This window comes from Ruegeria sp. BHSA191, assembly GCF_059613325.1.
The window spans coordinates 116,446-136,720 of the sequence record NZ_JBXWSH010000006.1; the positions used below are offsets into that span (position 1 = coordinate 116,446).

Below are 20,275 nucleotides of genomic sequence, written 5' to 3' on the forward strand. Positions count from 1 at the left end.
TTTGACAGAGGAGGCCACAATGGCTTTGGACACCGACAGCGGCATCGCGTCCTACGAGGCACCGGAAAAAGACCTCTACGAAATGGGTGAAATCCCGCCGATGGGATATGTGCCGAAGAAGATGTATGCGTGGGCCATCCGTAAGGAGCGCCACGGTGAGCCCGACACTGCGATGCAGTTGGAGGTGGTCGATGTGCCCAAGCTGGACAGCCACGAAGTACTGGTTCTGGTGATGGCGGCGGGCGTCAACTACAACGGCGTTTGGGCCTCGCTCGGCAAACCGATCAGCCCCTTTGATGGCCACAAGGCCCCATATCACATCGCGGGCTCGGATGCATCAGGCATCGTCTGGGCGGTGGGCGACAAGGTGAAACGCTGGAAGGTCGGCGACGAAGTCGTGATCCACTGCAACCAGGACGACGGCGACGACGAGGAATGCAACGGCGGTGACCCGATGTATTCACCCAGCCAGCGGATCTGGGGCTATGAAACGCCCGATGGGTCGTTTGCGCAATTCACCAACGTGCAGGCGCAGCAGCTGATGCCGCGCCCCAAGCATCTGACCTGGGAGGAAAGCGCCTGCTACACGCTGACGCTGGCCACTGCCTATCGGATGCTGTTCGGGCATGAACCGCATGACCTGAAACCGGGCCAGAACGTTCTGGTCTGGGGCGCGTCGGGCGGTCTGGGCTCCTACGCGATCCAGCTGATCAACACGGCGGGCGCCAACGCAATCGGCGTGATCTCGGACGAAAGCAAGCGCGACTTCGTCATGGGGCTGGGCGCCAAGGGCGTCATCAACCGCAAGGATTTCAATTGCTGGGGCCAGTTGCCCACGGTCAACACGCCCGAATATGCCGAGTGGTTCAAAGAGGCCCGCAAGTTCGGCAAGGCGATCTGGGACATCACTGGCAAGGGCGTGAATGTCGACATGGTGTTCGAGCACCCCGGCGAAGCCACCTTCCCGGTCTCGACCTTCGTCGTGAAGAAGGGCGGCATGGTAGTCATCTGCGCCGGCACCACCGGTTACAACCTGACCTTCGACGTGCGGTACATGTGGATGCACCAGAAACGCCTGCAGGGGTCGCATTTCGCGCATCTCAAGCAGGCCTCGGCGGCGAACCGACTGATGCTCGAACGGCGGCTTGATCCCTGCATGTCCGAGGTGTTCCCCTGGAACGAACTGCCCGAAGCCCACATGAAGATGATGCGCAACGAGCACAAGCCAGGAAACATGTCGGTTCTGGTTCAGGCGCCGCGCACCGGGCTACGCACCCTCGAGGAGGTCTTGGACGCCCGCGGTTGAGCGGGGCGTTGAAACACATCAACGCCCGCGAATCGTTCCGGCGACTCGCGGGCGTTTTCTGTTTTGCAGCCCCTTCTTGAACTTCAGTCGCTTGGAGATTGCGGACCCGCCATTTTTGGGGAGTAGAAAGAAGCGAATATGCAACAAAATCACACACATGTTATGGTTGTGTTAACCCTTCGTTAACTGTTTCGGAGCGACCCTGATGGCGCAGAATGAGTGGATACTGGACGTACTGTCGGACCTCAACGCCTTCGCAGTTGCCAATGGGCTGACGGCTTTGGCCGAACAGCTTGATGACACGAAGCTGATTGCAGCGGCCGAGATTGCGTCCCTCGAGCGTGAGGCGCGGGCACCGTCGAATGGGAACGCAGGTCGATTTGAGTCAGGTCCTGGAGGACTTGGAAAACACCAGCACGCTTGACGAGCTGGGCGCGGTTGCCGTCGGGCTTCGCGACAAGCTGAAAATCGATCACATCGTGTATCACTGGGTCGATGGCGGCGGCGACCAATATGGGTGCACGACCTATCCCGACGCCTGGGCCGAGCGCTATCAGGAGCGCAACTATCATCGCATCGATCCGGTCATTCTGGGCTGTTTTCAACGGTTCCAGCCGGTTGACTGGAAGGCGCTGGACTGGTCGGGCAAGGTCGCCAAGGCCTTTTTGAAGGATGCATTGGCGCACGGGGTCGGCAATCAAGGCTACTCGATACCTATCCGCGGCCCGAATGGCCAGTTTGCCCTCTTTACCGTGAACAATTCATGTACGGATGACGCGTGGCAGGCCTTCATCGGCGCATATGGCCGCGAACTGATCCTGATCGCGCATTATTTCAACCGCAAGGCGCTGGAATTCGAGCGGTCCCGGCAACCGGATTCGCCCCGTTCGCTGTCGCCGCGCGAGATTGATGCCATGACACTTTTGGCCCTTGGCTACAGTCGGGCGCAGGTCGCCCATTCCCTGTCGATTTCCGAACACACGCTGCGGGTCTATATCGAAAGCGCGCGGGCCAAGCTGGGGGCGTTGAACACCACGCACGCCATCGCAAAAGCCCTGAGCCGGGGATTAATAGTGGTTTAAGGGCCGCGCGCCCCAAACACAGTAAATTAACCATGGCTTTGTACCCCCTTCGTTCCAGCACTGGACGACAAGGGGAAAAGTCATGCTGCGTTATTTATACGCTGACGAACTTCATAAATTTCCGAAATTGGCCGAGGGGATGTTTCGCGACCGCGCCGATCAATTCAAGACCCGCCTGGGGTGGGACGTTCACGTCAACGAAAAAGGCGAGGAGCGGGACCAGTATGATGATCTGAACCCGCTGTATGTGATCTGGGAGGAGCCGGATGGCAGCCATGGCGGGTCCATGCGAATTCTGCCGACGACGGGCTCGGTCATGGTGAATGACGTGTTTGGACATCTGACCGGAGGTCGGCCGATTTGCAGCCCCCTGATCTGGGAAGTGACCCGATTCTGCCTGTCGCGCGGGGCCAGCCCGCACACGGCCGGTGCCATCATGCTGAGCGGCGGCGAAGTGATGGAGGGCTTTGGCCTGACCCACATCGCGGGGGTCTTTGATGCGCGCATGATTCGCATCTATCGCCTGATCGGGTCGTCTCCGATCGTGCTGGGCTCGGAGGGAACTGGGCGCGACCAGATCTCGGTCGGACTGTGGCCCTATTCGGCCGAGGACTGCAACCGTGTGGCCGAGCGGGCGGGCATCCCGCGCGAGCTGTCGCGGCTGTGGTTCCGAACAGCCTTCGGGTCCACCGCGCGGCATCGGTTCGCACTGTCTGCCTGACGTTGGATTCCGCATCTGGCGCAGACTGGCGCGGCCTTGTAGGGTCGCGCCATGTCTCTGCCCAAGGTCACATTTTCCGAAGACCAGGCCGCCGCCTTCGACAGCATCGCCCAGATGCTGAAAACCGCAGGCGTGGACCTGGAAGACGATGCGCTGCTCAAGCTGCCCGGCCAAGGCGAGTCGGGGGTGATGGCGGTGATCGGCAAGGCCGGGTCGGGCAAAACCCTGCTGTTGGCCGAACTTTACAAGGCGCTGGCCGAGACCGGAGTTCAGATCGTCTCGGGCGACTATGAAAGCCGCAAATCGAAGGACAAGCGCAGCCTTGCCATTCTGGCCCCGACCAACAAGGCCGCCAGCGTGTTGCGGTTGCGCGGTGTTCCGGCCACCACCATTCACCGGATTCTGTACACGCCGGTCTATGATCCGGAATACGAGCGGATCGCCGAATGGCTGGCGGGCAACGACGACCGCCCCGAGATTGAAGGCCTGACCGACGAGGCGCTGGACCGCGCCGCCGCGTTTTACGCCAACAACAAGTCCATCCCCGGTGCTCTGGCCGCCGCCGGCCTGCGCGGGTCGGATTTCATCACCGGCTGGAAACGGCGCGACGAGCCGCTGGATATCGGGTTCGTCGATGAAGCCTCGATGCTGGATGACCGGCAGTTCGAGGATCTCAAGGAGATCTTTCCCACCCTGCTGCTGTTCGGCGATCCGGCGCAGTTGGCGCCGGTGAACCAGTCCGGGTCGATGGTGTTCGATGCTTTGCCGGAACCGCGCAAGCTGATCCTGCACCGGGTGCACCGGCAAGAGGCCGACAACCCCATTCTGGACCTGGCCCATGCGCTGGCCGATCCGGCGATGGGGTTCGAGGATTTCGAACGCCTTGTCGAGCAGACCGCCCGCACGGATGACCGCGTGGTCTGGGGCCAGCGGGTCGAGGTCGACCTGATGGCCCGCAGCCCGGTTCTGGTCTGGCGGAACGCGACGCGTATCCGGCTGATCCAGGCCTTCCGCCAGGTGCATGGGGCCCCCGAGACCGAGCTGTTGGAAGGCGAACCGTTGATTTGCGACGGGATCGAGCTGCCGCTGAAGCACCGCAAGAAGCGGCTCGACCTCGAGGCGCGCGGGCTGATCAAGGGCGCGCAGGTGATCTATCTGGGACCGGGGCGCAAGCCGGGGTTCTCGCGGCTGCATGTCATGGGGGCCGAGGACCCGCAGGTGAGCGCCGCTTCGATCGTGCAGATCGAAAAACCGGACGAGGAAGAGCCCTTCATCCCCTTTGCCGCGCGCATGGGGGCCACGTTTCTGCATGGGGCCGCCGTGACGATCCACAAGGCGCAGGGCTCGCAGTGGGACACGGTGCAGGTCTTTGCCCCTGACCTTTACGCCGCCGCCCGGATGGGCCGGACTGAGGCCGGGCAACCCCTTTGGAAACGGCTGGCCTATGTGGCCATCACCCGGGCGCAAGAGCGGCTGATCTGGGTGGTGCGCAATCGGCTTTCGAAGCCGAGCCACCCGTTGCAGGTTGACGACCTGCGCGCGGTCCCGGCCGCAAAACTTACGCTGGAGGCGGAGGAGACATGAAGACGATCATCGTAACCGGCGCCAGCTCGGGGATCGGGCGAGCCACCGCCGAACTGTTTCTGGATCAGGGCTGGAAGGTCGGCCTGCTGGCGCGTAGTGCGGACAAGCTGAACCAGATGGCCGCCGCGCGCGAAAACGCTATTCCGCTGGTGGCCGACGTGACGGACCCCCAAGCGGTGTCGGCAGCGTTCGATGCGTTTCAGGTGCAGGCCGGACGGTTGGATGTTCTGTTCAACAACGCCGGCATTTTTCCGCCCGCCGGAACGATCGACGAGATCGCGCTGGACGACTGGTATCAGAGCGTCAACGTGAATCTGAATGGGATGTTTCTGTGCGCCCGCGCCGCGTTCGGTGCGATGCGGCGGCAGAGCCCGCAAGGTGGACGCATAATCAACAACGGCTCGATCGCGGCGCATGTGCCGCGTCCGAACTCGGTGCATTATACCGCTACCAAACATGCCATAACCGGTTTGACGCGCAGCCTGTCCTTGGACGGGCGGGCCTTCGGCATTGCCTGCGGTCAGATCGACATCGGAAACGCGCGTACCCCGATGGTGCAAGGTCTGGTTGAACGGGCCATTGCCGAAGGGCGCGAGCCGGACCCGACGATGGCGGTCGAGGATGCGGCGCGGTCGGTTCTGCACATGGCCAGCTTGCCGCCCGAGGCGAATGTTCAGTTCATGACCGTCATGGCGACCACGATGCCCTATATCGGCCGCGGCTAGGCCTCAACTTTCACGCAGCAGCCGGAAGGCCGTGGATGCGCCCCATCCCGCCGCGATCGCGATCACCAGCGACATCAGCCCGTACCAGACAGGCTGCTGGCGGGACATGTTGTACAGGAACCGCTCCAGCCCCACCTTGCGCACGTCGATGGTGGTTTCGAATTCCGAAATCACCTGACCGCCGCGCATCAGGAAGATGCGGGTCAGATAGTCGCCTTCGGTCAGGTCAGCGGGCATGTCGATCGAGGTGCGGAACAGTGTCTGTTCATCCACGGCAACGGTGTTTTCACGAATCGAATACAGGCCTTCGTCCTCGCGGATTCTGACGACCGCCTCGGCAAAGTCCTGCGCCTGCCGGATATGCATCGCGGCCCCGACCGAGCGGATCGCGCGCTTGATCGAGATCCGATAGCGCAGGTCCTCGGTGTCGCTGATGATCTCGTTGAACGGGGCGCTGGTCGCCACGGCATAAAAGCTGGGCGCGGAATCGACCAGGACGCTGTCGGTGTTGACCCAGATGCCGAATTTCTTTTCCTTCCGGCGGACCATGACCGGTTCGGACGGGCCGGCCACGGCCACGATCACCTCCAGCGGCGGCCCGTCGGGAATGGGCGACTCGCGCTTGACGGCGCCGAAAATCAGAATTTCGGAACCGTCGAAATCGGCGGTGATGGCGACCCGGTCTTGGCTGAGGCCCAGAACGACCTGTTCCTGCGCTGCCGCAGCGGGCAGGGACAGCAACACCATGGCTAGAATCCAGCGCAACACGTCAGTGCCCTCCGTCGGTGCCGAGCGAATAGAGCTCGGCCGGTTGGAGAAGCAGATCCAGTGCCAGTTTGGCGCAGACCGCGAGAACAAGCGCGGCCAGCAGCACGCGCAACTGTTCGGCGGGCATGCGTGATCCGATGACGGTGCCGATTTGCGCGCCGATCACACCTCCGACCAGCAGCAGCACCGCCAGCACGATATCCACGGTATAGTTCGTGGTGGCATGCAACATTGTGGTGAAGGCGGTGACGAAGATGATCTGAAACAGAGATGTCCCTACGACCACCTTGGTCGGCATGCCCAGCAGATAGATCATTGCAGGCACCATGATGAAGCCACCGCCGACCCCCATGATGGCCGACAGTACGCCGACGCACAGACCCACCAGAACCGGCGGGATCACCGAAATATACAGGCCCGAGGTCCGGAACCGCATCTTGAAGGGCAGGGCATGGATCCATCCGCGCTGACGGCGTTTGGCCACCGGCCCTCCGGCCCGGCGGGATTTGCGCAGCGCGTTCAGGCTTTCGATGAACATCAGGCCGCCGACGACGCCCAAGAATACCACGTAACAAAGCTTGACCAGCAGATCGACCTGGCCGAGGCTTTTGAGGTAGTTGAACACCACGACACCCAGCGCGGCCCCTAACAGGCCGCCCACCAGCAGAACGCAGCCCATTTTCAGATCGACAGTCTTTCGTCGGAAATGCGCCAGCACCCCCGAGAATGACGACGCCACGATCTGGTTGGCCTCGGTGGCGACCGCGACGGCCGGCGGGATGCCGATGAAAAACAGCAGCGGGGTCATCAGAAAGCCTCCGCCGACGCCGAACATGCCCGACAGGATGCCCACCATTCCGCCCAGCCCCAACAGAAGAAAGGCATTTACGGAGACTTCGGCAATGGGAAGGTAAATATACATGCTGTCAACACGCTCCTGAATCTGCGGGGGCAGGGCTGAACGCGGGGGCCGGAGACAGTGCCGGCCCAAGCCCAGTGGATTCTCGGGGCGGTCGTGAGTGAGTGTCGAAGCGGTGCCGGACCATAAGTTCTATCCAAGAAATTCAGACAGGTTGTAGTGTTCGACAGGATCGATGGTCAGGTCCAGCCCAACCTTGGCGGCGACGATCATGACCATCACCGCCAGAAGGATGCGCAGCTGCTCGGATTTCAGGCGGGCGCCCAGACCGGTTCCGAACTGGGTGCCGACGACGCCTCCGATCAACAGGAAAAGGGCAAGGATGATATCGACGCTGAAATTGGTCGAGGCATGGATCATCGTCGTGAAGCCGGCGACGAAGACGATCTGGAACAGAGAAGTCCCGATCACGACCTTGGTCGGGATCCCCAGGATATAGATCATGGCCGGCACCATGATGAACCCCCCGCCCACGCCCATGACGGCCGACAAGACCCCGACGCCAAAGCCCACCATCACCGGCGGGATGATCGAGACATAAAGGTTCGAGGCCCTGAACCGGGTCTTGAACGGCATGCCATGAATCCATCCGCGCCGACGGCGGCCCGCGGAAACGGTACCGCCTGCCTGCCGAGCCCGACGGATGGAAAGCACGCTTTCAACGAACATCATGCTGCCGATCAGGCCCAGGAACACCACATAGCAAAGCTGGACCGCCAGATCGACCTGTCCCAGATGCTTGAGGGCGTTGAAAGCGATCATTCCGATCGTGGCGCCCAGCAGGCCGCCGCCCAGCAGAACCGATCCCATCTTCAGATCGACGGTGCGTCTTTTCAGATGGGCCAGTAGACCCGAAAACGAAGATGCCACCCCCTGCTTGGCCGAGGTCGCCACGGCGACGGCCGACGGAATGCCGATCAGGAACAACAGCGGGGTTATCAGGAAACCGCCGCCCACGCCGAACATTCCCGACAGGAATCCGACCGTGATTCCGATACCCAGCAAAAGGAAGGGGCTCACGGACACTTCGGCAATGGGAAGGTAGACGTGCATACCCCTTTAGAGCGGTTGCGGCATGCAAAATCAACTCTGCATGCCGCTGTGCAGCGAACAGGACTGCCAATCAGTCCCGAACTGGCCTTATCGCTCCTTGATGTACGGCTCGCCCCCTGCCTTCGGCGGAATGGCCTTGCCGACGAAACCGGCCAGGATCACGACCGTCAGGATATAGGGCAGCGCGTCCATGGCCTGCACCGGGATCACGATGCCTCCCAGATCGATATTCTGGAACCGCAGCGCCACCGCCTGCAGCAGCCCGAACAGCAGGCAGGCCCACATGGCGTGCCATGGGCGCCACTTGGCGAAGATCAGGGCTGCCAGTGCGATAAACCCGCGGCCGGCGGTCATGTCCTTGACAAAACCGGCCTGCAACCCGGTTGCCAGATAGGCCCCGGCGATCCCGCACAGAACACCGCAGATGGCCACGGCGGCATAGCGCAGGCCGACCACCGAAACCCCTGCGGTATCAACGGCGGCGGGGTTTTCCCCGACCGCGCGCAGCCGCAGCCCAAAACGGGTGCGGAACAGCACCCACCACGTGGCAGGAACCATAAGAAACGCCACATATACAAGAATCGAATGGCCCGACAGCAGTTCGGAATAGATGGGCCCGATGATCGGGACGCCGCTCAGCGCCTCGGCAAAGGGGAATGTGATCGGTTCGAACCGGCCTCCTCCGAACAGCGAGGGCGTTCGGCCGCCCTGCTGGAACCAGTCCTGTGCGATCAGCACGGTCAGGCCTGCCGCCAGAAAGTTGATCGCCACGCCCGAAATCAGTTGATTGCCGCGGAAGGTGATCGAGGCCAGCCCGTGCAGGGCCGACAACACCAGCGACGCTGCGATCCCGGCCAGCAGGCCCAGCCAGACCGATCCGGTGACGGCCGCAAGCGCCGCCGAGAAGAACGCAGCCATCAGCATCTTGCCCTCGAGGCCGATGTCGAAAATGCCCGCGCGTTCCGAATACAGCCCTGCCAGACAGGCCAGCAGCAGCGGTGTGGCCAAGCGGACGGTCGAATCCAGAACTTGAATCAGTGTCAGGAAGGAGTCCATTAGTTCGCCTCCTTGCGCAGGGCCAGGAACAGCTTTTCAAGCGGCATGCGCACCATGTTGTCCAGCGCCCCAGTGAACAGGATCACCAGCGCCTGGATCACCACGATCAGTTCGCGCGGGATCGAGGTCCACAGCGCCAGTTCCGCGCCGCCCTGGTACAGAAAGCCGAACAGGATGGCCGCCAGGAACACGCCGAACGGGTGCGAACGGCCCATCAGGGCCACGGCGATGCCGATGAAGCCTGCGCCCTCGGTCGAGTTCAGAACCAGCCGCTCGGCCTCGCCCATGACGTTGTTGATCGCCATCAGACCCGCCAAAGCGCCCGAGATCAGCATCGCCACGATGGTGATGCGCACCGGCGAGATACCGGCATAGACCGCACCGGTCTCCGAATGCCCATAGGCCCGGATTTCATAGCCCAGACGGGTGCGCCAGATCAGCGCCCAGACCACGACACAGGCCAACAGCGCCACGATCAGCGAAATGTTGGCCGGGGCGGCCTTGGAGAAGTTGATTCCTATCGGTGCCAGCATCTCGTGCAGCGTGGGCAGATGTACCGCCTCGGCAAAGCGGGCGGTTGCCGGGTCTTGCGAACCGGCTGGCCGCATCACGTTGACCAGCATGTAGTTCAGCAGTGCCGCAGCGATGAAGTTGAACATGATCGTGGTGATCACGATATGGCTTCCGCGCTTGGCCTGCAGATAGGCCGGAATCGCCGCCCAGGCCGCCCCGAACAGCATCGCGGCGGCCATGGCCGCCAGCAGGGCGATGCTCCAGTGCGGCCACGGCACATACAGGCAAACCATGGCGACGCCCAGTCCGCCCAACATTGCCTGGCCTTCGCCGCCGATGTTGAACAGACGCGCGTGGAATGCCACCGCGACCGCCAGACCGGTGAACATGAAGTTGGTGGCATAATACAGGGTGTAGCCCCAGCCATAGGTCGACCCAAGCGCGCCGGTGACCATCAGGTTCACCGCCTCGACCGGGTTTTCGCCGATGGCCAGAATGACCAGGGTCGACAGGATCGCGGCCAGGATCAGACTGATCAGCGGGATCAGAATGACGTCGGCCCATTTTGGCATCTTGTCCATGTTACGCGGCCTCCCCCGCAACACCGGCCATCAACAGGCCCAGTTCTTTTTCATCCGTTTCATGGGGCAGGCGCTCGCCCATGATATGTCCGTCGAACATCACGGCAATCCGGTCAGACAGAGAGAAAATCTCTTCCAGTTCGACCGAGACCAGCAGGATCGCCTTACCTTGGTCGCGCAGGGCGACGATCTGCTTGTGAATGAACTCGATCGCCCCGATGTCCACACCGCGGGTCGGCTGACCCACCAGCAGCAGGTCGGGGTTTCGCTCGATTTCGCGCGCCACGACGATCTTCTGCTGGTTCCCGCCCGAGAAATTCTTGGCCGACAGCCAGCCATTCGGCGGACGCACGTCGAATTTCTCGATCTTGCGTTCGGTGTCGGCGCGCAGGGCGGCGTTGTCCATGAAGATCCCGCGCTGATAGGCCGGGTCGCGGTGATAGCCGAACGCCACGTTTTCCCAGGCGTGGAAATCCATGATCAAGCCTTCCCGCTGCCGGTCCTCGGGCACATGGGCGATGCCCTGGGAGCGGCGCGCTTGCCCGTCCGACCCCGGCCCGCTCAACGCCAGAGGAACGCCGTTCATTCTGATCGTCCCCGATCCGGGGCGCATTCCGCCCAACACCTCGAGCAGCTCGGACTGCCCGTTTCCGGCGACGCCCGCGATGCCTACGATCTCGCCCGCGCGAACCGTCAGGTCGATGCCCTTGACGCGCTCGACACCGGTTGAATCCGTCACCCGCAGGTTCTCGATTTCCAGAATGGGCTTGCCGGGTTTGGCCGGCACCTTGTCGACGCGCAGCAGAACCTTGCGCCCGACCATCAACTCGGCCAGCTCCTCGGGGTTGGTCTCGGCGGTCTTGACCGTGGCGGTCATTTGGCCGCGGCGCATCACCGACACCGTATCGGTGGCCTCCATGATCTCGCGCAGCTTGTGGGTAATCAGGATGATGGTCTTCCCTTCGGCGCGCAGCCGATCGAGGATGCGAAACAGCTGGTCGGCCTCGGCCGGGGTCAGCACCCCGGTGGGTTCGTCCAAAATCAGGATCTCCGCCTTGCGATACAGCGCCTTGAGGATCTCAACCCGCTGCTGCATGCCCACGCCGATCTCGTCGATGCGCTTGTCGGGGTCTACGAAGAGCTCGTATTCCTGCTCGAGCTCTTTCAGTTCTTTGCGGGCCTTGGCCAGCGAGGGGGCCAGCAGCCCGCCATCTTCGGCGCCCAGAACGATGTTTTCCAGAACGGTGAAATTTTCAACCAGCTTGAAATGCTGAAAGACCATGCCGATACCCGCGGCGATCGCGGCCTGGCTGTCGGGAATGTCGGTCTTTTTGCCGTTGATCCAGATTTCACCTTTGTCGGCCTTGTAGAAGCCGTAAAGAATGCTCATCAGCGTGGATTTGCCCGCACCGTTTTCACCGATGATCCCGTGGATCGTGCCGGGGGCGACGCTGATCGAGATGTCCTTGTTCGCTTGAACTGGCCCAAAGGCTTTGGAAATCCCTTTGAGCTCGATGGCGGGGACTGTCATGTCTTGTCCTCGATTGCCGAAAAAGCTGCGCTGAACTCGCGATCATCGGGTCGTTGCGAAACAGCGGCATGAGTGGATGCGGGACGGGAGGGCCTCCCCCGCCCCGTGCGATATCAGAACTGCAGTGCCGGGCAGCTGTCGTTCTCGTAGTAGCTGACGACGGTGACATTGCCGTCGATGATGTCGCGGCGCGCCTTCTCAACGGCGGCCATCATCTCGTCGGTCACCAGCGGCGCGTTGTTCTCGTCCATGGCAACACCCACACCGTCTTCGGCCAGGCCCATGGTGAACACGCCGGTTTCGACGTCCTCGCCTGCTTTCATGGCGTCATACACGGCAACGTCCACGCGCTTGAGCATCGAGGTCAGAACCTTGCCCGGGTGCAGGTGGTTCTGGTTGCTGTCTACGCCGATCGACAGGATGCCTTCGTCTGCAGCGGTCTGCAGGACACCCACGCCAGTGCCGCCGGCCGCGGCATAGATGACGTCAGCGCCTTGGCTGATCTGCGCTTTGGTCAGCTCCGAGCCCTTCACCGGGTCGTTCCATGCGGCCGGGGTGGTGCCGGTCATGTTGGCGACGACGTTGATATCGGGGTTCACCGATTTGGCGCCCTGGGCGTAGCCGCACCCGAAATGACGGATCAGCGGGATATCCATACCGCCGATGAAGCCAACGGTGCCGTTTTTCGAGGCCATGGCCGCCAGGATGCCGACCAGGTACGAACCCTCATGCTCGGCAAAGCCGATCTGGCGGATATTGGGTGCGTCCAGCCAGGTTACGTCAACAGCGACGAACTTGGTGTCCGGGTAATCGGGCGCGACAGCGGCCAGCGGATCGGCCATGGCAAAGCCCATGGTGATGATCGGGTTGGAACCAGCTTCGGCAAAACGGCGCAAGGCCTGTTCGCGCTGCGCTTCCGACTGCAGCTCGATTTCACGGAAGGATTTGCCGGTCTGGTCGGCCCAGCGCTTGGCGCCGTTATAGGCCGCTTCGTTGAACGATTTGTCGAACTTGCCGCCAAGATCGAAGATGATTGCCGGTTCGGCGATGGCTGCGCCTGCCGTCAGTGCAAAGGCGGCGGCTGCGCCCATCAAGGATTTCATCAGGGTCATCATATACTCCCGTTGTTTATTATGACTTCGGGACCGGGTCTTACGCCCAGCCCCGCTCAGAGCGAGCAGAACTGCTGTGATAGCGGCAATTAAGGCCGTCTGAAACTGACATGGTCAACCGCTTTTTGACCAATTGGTCTCGGAATCGCTCGGCTTTCGTCAGGGCAGCGTGCGCTCCATCACAATTGCATCGACATTGTTCGCCCCGGGACGCCTGTAATAGGCCCGGCGCAGACCGCAGGGCGCATAACCGCAACTTTGATAGAGTGCAATGGCCGGAATGTTGTCGGCCGCGACGTCCAGAACGGCGCGGCACGCGCCCAGAGCGCTGGCGCGCGTCTGCCAGCCCTGCATGAGCGCCCGCGCCAGTCCCTGCCTCTGGCGGTCGGGATGGGTTGCAATGGTCAGCAGCTCGGCCTCGTCGCCAATGACCTGGAATAGGGCAAAGGCAGATTTGTTTCCGAGCACATGCGTGAAACGGCCTGCAGTCAGATCGGCAAACTCCGACGCGGTCCAGGGGCGCGACTGGGTAAAGGCCGCGGCATGGGTTTCGGCCATCTCCTGTGGCGTCATGGATCCAGTAGGACCGGCGGCGCGTCGCGCGACGGCGCGGCATCGGCCGGGCGCAGATACAACGGCGCGGGCGGTGTTTGCGGCAGGGTCCGGCGTTGCGCTGCGATGCGCGCGATCGCGCAGGCCAGCTGCTCCGGGTCGTCGTTGGTAAACAGCGGCCCCAGTGATTCTGCCTGATCCCGAGGCAGAACTTGCGGTGCGGCTCCCGGCTTCTGCAAATAGACCTGGTCCCGCGGGGCGGGGATGGCCGGAATGTGGCCCGAAGGGGCCAGCGCGGCCAGGGCTTCGAGGCCCGACACCCCGACTGCGGGTTTGTTCAGGCCCAGCGCCAGACCACGCGCGGCCGAGACCGAGATGCGGATGCCGGTGAAGTTTCCTGGCCCGGTTCCGACGCCGATCGCGTCCAGCCCGGACCAGTCCAGCCCGGCCTCGGTCAGGATGTCCTGCAGCAAGGGCATCAATCGCTCGGCCTGACCGCGGGCCATGGGTTCGGCACGGCTGGCGATGATGTCCGGGCCGCAAATCAAAGCGGCCGCGCAATGCGCGGCCGATGTGTCAAAGGCCAGAACCTTGGGCTTAGACGGCAACGGGGCGAACCTCGGTCACTTCGGGAATGTAATGGCGCAGCAGGTTCTCGATCCCCATCTTCAGAGTCAGGGTCGAAGACGGACAGCCAGCGCAGGCCCCCTGCATGTGCAGGTAGACAACACCGCGATCAAATCCGTGGAAGGTTATGTCGCCGCCGTCCTGCGCCACGGCGGGGCGGACGCGGCTGTCGAGCAGCTCCTTGATTTGATTGACGATTTCAGAATCTTCGCCGGTGTGTTCCGCATGACCCGAGGCCGCATCCGCCCCAGCCCCCATGACCGGCTGGCCGGATTGGTAATGCTCCATCACCGCGCCTAGGATCGCGGGTTTGATGTGGTCCCACTGAACGTCGTCATCCTTGGTGACGGTCACGAAGTCGTTGCCGAAGAACACACCCGTTACGCCCTTTACCGCAAAGATGCGTTTGGCCAGCGGCGAGTTTTCGGCGGCCTCGGCCGTCGGGAAATCCGCGGTGCCCGCCTCGAGCACGGTCTGGCCGGGCAGGAATTTCAGAGTTGCCGGGTTCGGCGTGGATTCGGTCTGGATGAACATGGCGGCGCTCCGTATCGCTTGCGTCTGATATGCGCGCCGGGCGCGGGGAAGTCAAGATTTGGAACGATTCTAATCCAGGGCTGCATGCTCGATCGCCATGTCCAGGCGGTCGTCACCCCAGAACAGGTCCGAGCCGGCCACGAAGCTGGGCGCGCCGAACAGGCCCAATGCCTTGGCGCGGTCGACCTGTTCGAACAGGGCGGCCTTGATGGCCGGATCTGACAGCTGGTCCAGCATCTCGGGTGCGGCGCCTGCCTGGGACAGCGCATCCTGCAGGACTGTGTCGTCGGATATGTTGCGGCCATCTCCGAATTCGGCCGAGAAGACGGCCCGCGCGAACGCGGCCCGTGGGCCGGAGTCTGGAAGCGCCAGCGCCAGGCGCGCCGCTTTCAAGCTGTTCTGCGGAAACGGGTCCGGACGGGTCAGCGGCAGGCCGCGCAAGGCGCACAGCCGCTCCATGTCGCGCCACATGTACCGGCCTTTGGTCGGGTAGATGTTGAAAGGCGAGGTGGTCCAGCCCTGTTCGGCAAAAATGGGACCCAGCAGAAATGGCTGCCATTCCACGCGCACCCCGCGCCGCGCCGCCTCCCGTTCTACGCGCATGGCGCTTAGGTAAGAATAGGTCGAGGCGAAATCGAACCAGAAGTGCAGGGTGGCGGGCATCAAGTGATCTCTTCGAGCTTCTCTTTGCTCAGGTCGCCCGGCACGATGGTGATCGGAATCGGCAAGCCGCCGGCGTTGCGGGTCAGTTGTGTGACCAGCGGCCCGGGCCCCTTCTTGCCCGTGCCGGCCCCCAGAACCAGAACCCCGATTTCCGGGTCCGAGCGGATATGTTCGATGATCTGGGCCACCGGCTCGCCTTCTCGGATCGCCAGTTCGGGTTCGATCCCCTGCTTGTCGCGCATCCATTTCGCGAACACCTCGAAATGGGCGTGGATGCGTTCGCGGGCCTCTTCGCGCATCATTTCGGACACGCCGATCCAGTGATTGAACTCATCCGGCGGAATGACCGACAGGATGGTCACGCCGCCGCCCGTATGCGCCGCCCGCATGGCAGCAAAGCGCATGGCATTCAGGCATTCGCGGCTGTCATCCAGAACTACAAGGAACTTGCGCATGACTGTCCTCTCAAGATTTTGGCGATCATGCCCCAGCCTTCGCAGTCTGGCAACTCGGTCGGGCCGACTAACGGGCGCTTGCGGCCCAGTCCCAGTACAAGGATCGCACCCGGCGCGTGACGGGGCCGACTTGGTACTGGGTGTCGTCAAGGGCCGTCACCGGCGTGACCTTGTTCATGTTGCCGGACATGAACACCTCGTCCGCCGCACGGAAATCGTCGAAGGACAGCACCGTTTCATGCACCGTCACCCCGTCGCGGCGCAGGTTGTCGATGTGCCGCGCGCGGGTGATGCCGGCAAGGAAGGTGCCGTTGGGAATGGGGGTAAAGACCTCGCCATCCCTGACCATGAAGATGTTGGCGGTTGCAGTTTCGGCCACGTTGCCAAGGGCATCGGCCACCAGCGCGTTGGAAAACCCCTTGGAGCGGGCCTCGGTCAGCATGCGCGCGTTGTTGGGATACAGGCACCCGGCCTTGGCGTTGACCACGGCGTTTTCCAGGACCGGCCGGCGGAACCGCGTGGTGGTCAGGGTGGCCGAAGCGGTTTCGGGGGCCATCGGGATCTCTTCCAGGCAGATCGCGAACCCGGTACTTCCGGCCTGCGGCACGATCGCGGTCGCGTCGCCGTCGATGCCCCAGTACATTGGGCGGATGTACACCGCGGCATCCTTGGGATAGGTCGCCAGCCCTTCCTGGACCAGCTCGACCATCCGTTCCGTTGACACCGTTGGGGTCAGCATCAGCGCCTCGGCCGAGCGATTCACCCGGTCGCAATGCGCCGCCAGATCGGGCGCCATTCCGTCAAAATAGCGCGCGCCGTCAAACACCGATGATCCCAGCCAGGCCCCGTGGTCCGCGGCCCGCATGATCGGGGCATCGCCATCGTGCCATGTTCCATCGAAATAGGTGCGGATATTCTTGCCGACTGCCATTGTGCCCTCCGTCAATTCCGCCGAACCGTAGGAGCGCGCGCGCCCGAGGTCCAGCAGATTATCCGGCCGACGATGGCAACACGTCGCGCTTGACCATCGCGCGCAGGGCGAAGTTGGAGCGTAGGTTGCGGATGCCCGGAATCTGCATCAGCCGGTTCTCCAGAAACGCGTCGAAGGCGGTCAGGTCACGCGCCACGACGCGCAGCAGGATGTCGCGCGAGCCGGTCATGAGGTAACACTCCATCACCTCGTCACAGCGCAGGATGGCGCGTTCGAAGGCGTCGATGGCGTTGCGGTCCTGTTTCTCCAGTTCGACAGACACGAAAATCGTGACGCCAAAGCCCAACTTCTCGGGGTCGACCTGCGCCGAATATCCGGTGATCACCCCATCGCGACGCAGGCGCTCCAGGCGTCGCGCGCACGGTGTGGGCGACAGGCCCACCTTTTCGGCCAGGTCCAGAACGGTCATGCGCCCGTCCTGCTGCAGCGCGCGCACGATCTTGCGGTCGATCTGGTCCATGGAGAAAATCCCTAAAGTTGTCGGTTCAGTTTATCATTATCGCCAAGAGAAATGTGTTGACCAGCATGTATTGGCGAAAATCGCTCGGTCGGATGTGGCAGACTCCATCTGTCTTTCCGGAGGAGCAAAATGGAAATAACTACGATTGACGCGCCAGATCACGAGCGTGTGGTCGAATTCAAAGATGCCGCCAGCGGGCTTTCGGGCTTTGTGGCGATCCACTCCACGCAATTGGGGCCGGCAGCGGGTGGCGTGCGGATGCGCACCTATGGCCACCCGTCCGAGGCGCTGGACGATGCGCTGCGCCTGTCGCGGGGCATGACCTACAAGAACGCCGCGGCCGATCTGCCGCTGGGCGGGGGCAAGGCCGTTATCATCGGCGACCCGAGCGCGGACAAGACGCCCCGGCTGTTGCAGGCCTTCGGGCGCGTTGTGCAAAGCCTTGGTGGCCGGTACTGGACGGCCGAGGACATGGGGATGACCCCGGCCGACATGGCCCAGATCGGCACCGAAACCGAATATGTCGCCGGTCTGCCCGATGGCCCGTTCGCCAGCGGCGACCCGTCGCCCATCACCGCCCGCGGGATCTTCAACGCCATCCGCGTGACTGCGCGGCATCGGTTCGGGTCCGACGACCTGAGCGGCAAGACCGTCTCGGTGCAAGGGCTGGGCCATGTGGGCGAACACCTGTGTGCGCTGCTGAATGACGCAGGGGCGAAACTGGTGATTACCGACATCGATGCGGGCCAGACTGCCCGGCTGGCGGACCGGTTCGCGGCGCAGGCCGTCGCGCCCGATGCGGTCTATGCAGCCGAGGCGGATATTTTCGCGCCCTGCGCGATCGGCGGCATCCTGAACGAAACCAGCATTCCGCTGCTGAAGGTCGGCGCAGTGGCCGGAGGGGCCAACAACCAGCTGGCAACCGATGTCGACGCGCAGCGACTGCATGACCGCGGCATCCTTTACGCCCCGGATTTCGTGGCCAATGGCGGCGGGATCGTGAACGTGGCGACCGAAATCCTGAAGATCAAGGACCGCGAAGCTTGGGTCGGTCAGCGGCTCGAGGCGTTGGAGCGGACGATGGACCGCATCCTGACCCGCGCCAAGGTGGATGGCGTCAGCCCCCATGTGGTGGCTGAATCCATCGTCGAGGAAAAACTTCACCCGCAGGCTGCCTGATCTGCAACGAAAAACGCCGCCCCGGATCCGGGGCGGCGTTGCTGTTTCCATCTGGTTCTCAGGCGCGGCCGGCGCCCACCATCCCCACGATCTCGTAGGTGCGGCTGAGGATCGGAGCCGCGATCTCCCGCGCCCGTTCCGCGCCACGGTCCAGGATCCTGTCGATCTCGGCCTGATCGCCCATCAGCCGCGCCATCTCGGTCGAGATCGGCGACAGCTTTGCGACTGCAAGATCGGCCAGCATCGGCTTGAATTCACCAAACTGCTTGCCACCGACCTCGGCCAAAACCTGCTCGACCGTCTGATCGCTGAGCGCGGCATAGATGTTGACCAAGTTGCGCGCCTCGGGGCGGCCTTCCAGCCCGTCCACGTCCGAGGGCAGGGCGTCGGGGTCGGTCTTGGCCTTGCGGATCTTCTTGGCGATGGTGTCGGCATCGTCGGTCATGTTGATCCGGCTCATGTCGGACGGATCCGACTTGGACATCTTCTTGGCCCCGTCGCGCAGGCTCATCACGCGCGTCGCCGCGCCCTCGATCACCGGCTCGGTGATCGGGAAGAAATCGACGCCATAGTCGTGGTTGAACTTGATGGCGATGTCGCGGGTCAGTTCAAGGTGCTGTTTCTGGTCGTCGCCCACCGGCACATGGGTCGCGTGATAGACCAGAATGTCAGCGGCCATCAGCGAGGGATAGGCGAACAGACCCAGCGAGGCGTTCTGCTGGTTTTTGCCAGCCTTGTCCTTCCACTGGGTCATGCGCTGCATCCAGCCCATGCGCGCGACACAGTTGAAGATCCAGGCCAGTTGCGCGTGCTCGGGCACCTGGGACTGGTTGAACAGGATCGACTGTTCCGGGTCGATGCCTGCGGCGATGAAGCCCGCGCACAGCTCGCGCGTGGAATGCGCCAGTTCCTTGGGGTCCTGCCAGACGGTGATCGCGTGAAGATCGACCATGCAGTACACGGTCTCCATCTCCGGCCCCTGCATGTCCACAAAACGCTTGAGCGCACCAAGGTAGTTGCCAAGATGCAGGTTTCCCGAGGGCTGAATGCCGGAAAACACGCGCGGCGTGAACTTGGTCTCGGTCATGGAAGGGAACTCCCGTCTGGAAAAATAAGCCTCCGTCGCTTACCCATGAGGCAAAGGGACGTCAACAGCCGCGAAAGGCCCGCCCAATGAGCAGCGAGCACTACACACCCCCCGTGAACCCCCTGCCACCCGTGGTGGTGGCGCTGGTCTTGTTCATCATGGGGATCGAACTGGCCTTCACCCTCGGCACGCGCGGCCTGGTCGGCGGACCCGGCGCGGTAGGCTGGCGGCTGGAGGCGATCCAGCGCTATTCCTTCTCGGCCGACATCTTCGACTGGATGGTGATGAACGGGCGTTGGCCGGTCGAGCATGTGATCCGGTTCTTCACCTACCCCTTCGTGTCAGGCAGTTTTACCCAGGCGCTTTTTGTCTGCGTCTTTGTTTTGGCGATGGGCAAGATGGTGGGCGAGGTGTTTGGCGGTTTTGCGATGCTGGTGATCTTTGTGCTGTCCGGCGTGGGCGGGGCGCTGGCCTATGCGGTGCTGCTGGACCCGCGCTATCCGCTGGTCGGGGGCTTCCCGCCGGTCTATGGCCTGATCGGCGCGTTCACCTGGCTGCTATGGCGCAGGCTGTCGCTGGTCGGAGAGAACCAGGCACGGGCATTCCAGTTGATCGCGGTGCTGATGGGCATCCAACTGCTGTTCGGCCTGATCTTCGGCGGCACCTCGGATTGGGTTGCCGATCTGGGTGGGTTCGCGACCGGGTTCGCGCTGTCGTTTTTCGTGGCACCGGGAGGATGGGCGCGGCTGGTAGGGCGTATCCGGCGGGATTGACGG

General features: G+C 62.9%; 23 protein-coding genes. 8 read left to right on the forward strand and 15 right to left on the reverse strand.

Annotated features, from left to right (window positions below):
- Window positions 1–19 precede the first annotated feature (19 nt).
- The 6 genes from ccrA (at window position 20) to AC2FNS_RS08740 (ending at window position 5,418) form a co-directional block, all read left to right on the forward strand.
- Window positions 20–1,306: a crotonyl-CoA carboxylase/reductase gene (ccrA, locus tag AC2FNS_RS08715; RefSeq protein WP_496682128.1), complete on the forward strand. Its 1,287-nt coding sequence runs from the start codon at window positions 20–22 to the stop codon at window positions 1,304–1,306.
- A gap of 205 nt (window positions 1,307–1,511) precedes the next feature.
- Window positions 1,512–1,730: a hypothetical protein gene (locus AC2FNS_RS08720; protein ID WP_496682143.1), complete on the forward strand. Its 219-nt coding sequence runs from the start codon at window positions 1,512–1,514 to the stop codon at window positions 1,728–1,730.
- Entirely contained in the window at window positions 1,669–2,388 is a 720-nt protein-coding gene (locus tag AC2FNS_RS08725; RefSeq protein ID WP_496712923.1) for a helix-turn-helix transcriptional regulator, read from the forward strand. Before AC2FNS_RS08720 ends, AC2FNS_RS08725 begins: the two co-directional genes overlap by 62 nt.
- A gap of 82 nt (window positions 2,389–2,470) precedes the next feature.
- A complete protein-coding gene (locus AC2FNS_RS08730) occupies window positions 2,471–3,109 on the forward strand; it encodes an acyl-homoserine-lactone synthase (RefSeq protein WP_496682126.1) in 639 nt (212 codons plus the stop codon).
- A gap of 51 nt (window positions 3,110–3,160) precedes the next feature.
- Window positions 3,161–4,693: an ATP-dependent DNA helicase gene (locus AC2FNS_RS08735; RefSeq protein WP_496682124.1), complete on the forward strand. Its 1,533-nt coding sequence runs from the start codon at window positions 3,161–3,163 to the stop codon at window positions 4,691–4,693.
- A complete protein-coding gene (locus AC2FNS_RS08740; RefSeq protein WP_496712925.1) occupies window positions 4,690–5,418 on the forward strand; it encodes an SDR family oxidoreductase in 729 nt (242 codons plus the stop codon). The genes AC2FNS_RS08735 and AC2FNS_RS08740 overlap by 4 nt, the downstream gene beginning before the upstream one ends.
- 3 nt (window positions 5,419–5,421) lie before the next feature.
- On the opposite strand, the gene AC2FNS_RS08745 is transcribed toward AC2FNS_RS08740, so the two are convergent.
- The 14 genes from AC2FNS_RS08745 to AC2FNS_RS08810 all read right to left on the reverse strand — a co-directional run bounded on the left by AC2FNS_RS08745 (window position 5,422) and on the right by AC2FNS_RS08810 (window position 17,233).
- The gene (locus AC2FNS_RS08745) at window positions 5,422–6,165 is read right to left on the reverse strand and encodes a TIGR02186 family protein (RefSeq protein WP_496688192.1); all 744 of its coding nucleotides are present in this window, start codon (window positions 6,163–6,165) and stop codon (window positions 5,422–5,424) included.
- 22 nt (window positions 6,166–6,187) lie between these two features.
- A complete protein-coding gene (locus AC2FNS_RS08750; protein WP_496682119.1) occupies window positions 6,188–7,108 on the reverse strand; it encodes a sulfite exporter TauE/SafE family protein in 921 nt (306 codons plus the stop codon).
- A gap of 129 nt (window positions 7,109–7,237) precedes the next feature.
- On the reverse strand, window positions 7,238–8,158 hold the full coding sequence (locus AC2FNS_RS08755; RefSeq protein ID WP_496712927.1) for a sulfite exporter TauE/SafE family protein: 921 nt from the start codon (window positions 8,156–8,158) through the stop codon (window positions 7,238–7,240).
- Window positions 8,159–8,245: 87 nt separating this feature from the next.
- Complete coding sequence (locus AC2FNS_RS08760) at window positions 8,246–9,214, reverse strand: ABC transporter permease (protein WP_496712929.1); 969 nt, start codon at window positions 9,212–9,214, stop codon at window positions 8,246–8,248.
- A complete protein-coding gene (locus AC2FNS_RS08765; RefSeq protein ID WP_496682113.1) occupies window positions 9,214–10,308 on the reverse strand; it encodes an ABC transporter permease in 1,095 nt (364 codons plus the stop codon). Before AC2FNS_RS08765 ends, AC2FNS_RS08760 begins: the two co-directional genes overlap by 1 nt.
- A gap of 1 nt (window position 10,309) precedes the next feature.
- On the reverse strand, window positions 10,310–11,839 hold the full coding sequence (locus tag AC2FNS_RS08770) for an ABC transporter ATP-binding protein (RefSeq protein WP_496682111.1): 1,530 nt from the start codon (window positions 11,837–11,839) through the stop codon (window positions 10,310–10,312).
- 113 nt (window positions 11,840–11,952) lie between these two features.
- Window positions 11,953–12,951, reverse strand: a complete 999-nt coding sequence (locus AC2FNS_RS08775; protein ID WP_496682109.1) for a BMP family lipoprotein — start codon at window positions 12,949–12,951, stop codon at window positions 11,953–11,955.
- Between the two features lie 159 nt (window positions 12,952–13,110).
- On the reverse strand, window positions 13,111–13,524 hold the full coding sequence (locus AC2FNS_RS08780) for a GNAT family N-acetyltransferase (RefSeq protein WP_496796744.1): 414 nt from the start codon (window positions 13,522–13,524) through the stop codon (window positions 13,111–13,113).
- On the reverse strand, window positions 13,521–14,111 hold the full coding sequence (gene tsaB / locus AC2FNS_RS08785) for a tRNA (adenosine(37)-N6)-threonylcarbamoyltransferase complex dimerization subunit type 1 TsaB (RefSeq protein ID WP_496712933.1): 591 nt from the start codon (window positions 14,109–14,111) through the stop codon (window positions 13,521–13,523). Before tsaB ends, AC2FNS_RS08780 begins: the two co-directional genes overlap by 4 nt.
- On the reverse strand, window positions 14,101–14,664 hold the full coding sequence (locus tag AC2FNS_RS08790) for a NifU family protein (RefSeq protein ID WP_496682105.1): 564 nt from the start codon (window positions 14,662–14,664) through the stop codon (window positions 14,101–14,103). Before AC2FNS_RS08790 ends, tsaB begins: the two co-directional genes overlap by 11 nt.
- 69 nt (window positions 14,665–14,733) lie before the next feature.
- Window positions 14,734–15,327 carry a 2-hydroxychromene-2-carboxylate isomerase gene (locus AC2FNS_RS08795; RefSeq protein ID WP_496682103.1) on the reverse strand — a complete coding sequence of 198 codons (594 nt, stop codon included), beginning with the start codon at window positions 15,325–15,327 and terminating at the stop codon, window positions 14,734–14,736.
- On the reverse strand, window positions 15,327–15,782 hold the full coding sequence (locus AC2FNS_RS08800; protein ID WP_496712935.1) for a universal stress protein: 456 nt from the start codon (window positions 15,780–15,782) through the stop codon (window positions 15,327–15,329). Before AC2FNS_RS08800 ends, AC2FNS_RS08795 begins: the two co-directional genes overlap by 1 nt.
- Before the next feature lie 67 nt (window positions 15,783–15,849).
- Window positions 15,850–16,713 carry a branched-chain amino acid aminotransferase gene (locus tag AC2FNS_RS08805; protein ID WP_496712937.1) on the reverse strand — a complete coding sequence of 288 codons (864 nt, stop codon included), beginning with the start codon at window positions 16,711–16,713 and terminating at the stop codon, window positions 15,850–15,852.
- A gap of 58 nt (window positions 16,714–16,771) precedes the next feature.
- Window positions 16,772–17,233 carry an Lrp/AsnC family transcriptional regulator gene (locus tag AC2FNS_RS08810; RefSeq protein WP_496682099.1) on the reverse strand — a complete coding sequence of 154 codons (462 nt, stop codon included), beginning with the start codon at window positions 17,231–17,233 and terminating at the stop codon, window positions 16,772–16,774.
- A 129-nt stretch (window positions 17,234–17,362) separates the two neighbouring features.
- On the opposite strand from AC2FNS_RS08810, the gene AC2FNS_RS08815 reads away from it, so the two are divergent.
- The gene (locus AC2FNS_RS08815; protein ID WP_496712939.1) at window positions 17,363–18,412 is read left to right on the forward strand and encodes a Glu/Leu/Phe/Val family dehydrogenase; all 1,050 of its coding nucleotides are present in this window, start codon (window positions 17,363–17,365) and stop codon (window positions 18,410–18,412) included.
- A 58-nt stretch (window positions 18,413–18,470) separates the two neighbouring features.
- On the opposite strand, the gene trpS is transcribed toward AC2FNS_RS08815, so the two are convergent.
- Window positions 18,471–19,499, reverse strand: coding sequence for a tryptophan--tRNA ligase (trpS, locus tag AC2FNS_RS08820; protein ID WP_490359977.1), 1,029 nt, complete (start codon window positions 19,497–19,499; stop codon window positions 18,471–18,473).
- An 86-nt stretch (window positions 19,500–19,585) separates the two neighbouring features.
- On the opposite strand from trpS, the gene AC2FNS_RS08825 reads away from it, so the two are divergent.
- Window positions 19,586–20,272: a rhomboid family intramembrane serine protease gene (locus AC2FNS_RS08825; protein ID WP_496712941.1), complete on the forward strand. Its 687-nt coding sequence runs from the start codon at window positions 19,586–19,588 to the stop codon at window positions 20,270–20,272.
- Window positions 20,273–20,275: the final 3 nt, after the last annotated feature.

What these genes read in the sequence shown, in the direction of transcription:
- ccrA (WP_496682128.1), top strand. Translation starts at nt 20, where the DNA reads ATGGCTTTGGACACCGACAGCGGCATCGCGTCCTACGAGGCACCGGAA.
- AC2FNS_RS08720 (WP_496682143.1), top strand. Translation starts at nt 1,512, where the DNA reads ATGGCGCAGAATGAGTGGATACTGGACGTACTGTCGGACCTCAACGCC.
- AC2FNS_RS08725 (WP_496712923.1), top strand. Translation starts at nt 1,669, where the DNA reads ATGGGAACGCAGGTCGATTTGAGTCAGGTCCTGGAGGACTTGGAAAAC.
- AC2FNS_RS08730 (WP_496682126.1), top strand. Translation starts at nt 2,471, where the DNA reads ATGCTGCGTTATTTATACGCTGACGAACTTCATAAATTTCCGAAATTG.
- AC2FNS_RS08735 (WP_496682124.1), top strand. Translation starts at nt 3,161, where the DNA reads ATGTCTCTGCCCAAGGTCACATTTTCCGAAGACCAGGCCGCCGCCTTC.
- AC2FNS_RS08740 (WP_496712925.1), top strand. Translation starts at nt 4,690, where the DNA reads ATGAAGACGATCATCGTAACCGGCGCCAGCTCGGGGATCGGGCGAGCC.
- AC2FNS_RS08745 (WP_496688192.1), bottom strand. Translation starts at nt 6,165, where the DNA reads ATGGTGTTGCTGTCCCTGCCCGCTGCGGCAGCGCAGGAACAGGTCGTT.
- AC2FNS_RS08750 (WP_496682119.1), bottom strand. Translation starts at nt 7,108, where the DNA reads ATGTATATTTACCTTCCCATTGCCGAAGTCTCCGTAAATGCCTTTCTT.
- AC2FNS_RS08755 (WP_496712927.1), bottom strand. Translation starts at nt 8,158, where the DNA reads ATGCACGTCTACCTTCCCATTGCCGAAGTGTCCGTGAGCCCCTTCCTT.
- AC2FNS_RS08760 (WP_496712929.1), bottom strand. Translation starts at nt 9,214, where the DNA reads ATGGACTCCTTCCTGACACTGATTCAAGTTCTGGATTCGACCGTCCGC.
- AC2FNS_RS08765 (WP_496682113.1), bottom strand. Translation starts at nt 10,308, where the DNA reads ATGGACAAGATGCCAAAATGGGCCGACGTCATTCTGATCCCGCTGATC.
- AC2FNS_RS08770 (WP_496682111.1), bottom strand. Translation starts at nt 11,839, where the DNA reads ATGACAGTCCCCGCCATCGAGCTCAAAGGGATTTCCAAAGCCTTTGGG.
- AC2FNS_RS08775 (WP_496682109.1), bottom strand. Translation starts at nt 12,951, where the DNA reads ATGACCCTGATGAAATCCTTGATGGGCGCAGCCGCCGCCTTTGCACTG.
- AC2FNS_RS08780 (WP_496796744.1), bottom strand. Translation starts at nt 13,524, where the DNA reads ATGACGCCACAGGAGATGGCCGAAACCCATGCCGCGGCCTTTACCCAG.
- AC2FNS_RS08790 (WP_496682105.1), bottom strand. Translation starts at nt 14,664, where the DNA reads ATGTTCATCCAGACCGAATCCACGCCGAACCCGGCAACTCTGAAATTC.
- AC2FNS_RS08795 (WP_496682103.1), bottom strand. Translation starts at nt 15,327, where the DNA reads ATGCCCGCCACCCTGCACTTCTGGTTCGATTTCGCCTCGACCTATTCT.
- AC2FNS_RS08800 (WP_496712935.1), bottom strand. Translation starts at nt 15,782, where the DNA reads ATGCGCAAGTTCCTTGTAGTTCTGGATGACAGCCGCGAATGCCTGAAT.
- AC2FNS_RS08805 (WP_496712937.1), bottom strand. Translation starts at nt 16,713, where the DNA reads ATGGCAGTCGGCAAGAATATCCGCACCTATTTCGATGGAACATGGCAC.
- AC2FNS_RS08810 (WP_496682099.1), bottom strand. Translation starts at nt 17,233, where the DNA reads ATGGACCAGATCGACCGCAAGATCGTGCGCGCGCTGCAGCAGGACGGG.
- AC2FNS_RS08815 (WP_496712939.1), top strand. Translation starts at nt 17,363, where the DNA reads ATGGAAATAACTACGATTGACGCGCCAGATCACGAGCGTGTGGTCGAA.
- trpS (WP_490359977.1), bottom strand. Translation starts at nt 19,499, where the DNA reads ATGACCGAGACCAAGTTCACGCCGCGCGTGTTTTCCGGCATTCAGCCC.
- AC2FNS_RS08825 (WP_496712941.1), top strand. Translation starts at nt 19,586, where the DNA reads ATGAGCAGCGAGCACTACACACCCCCCGTGAACCCCCTGCCACCCGTG.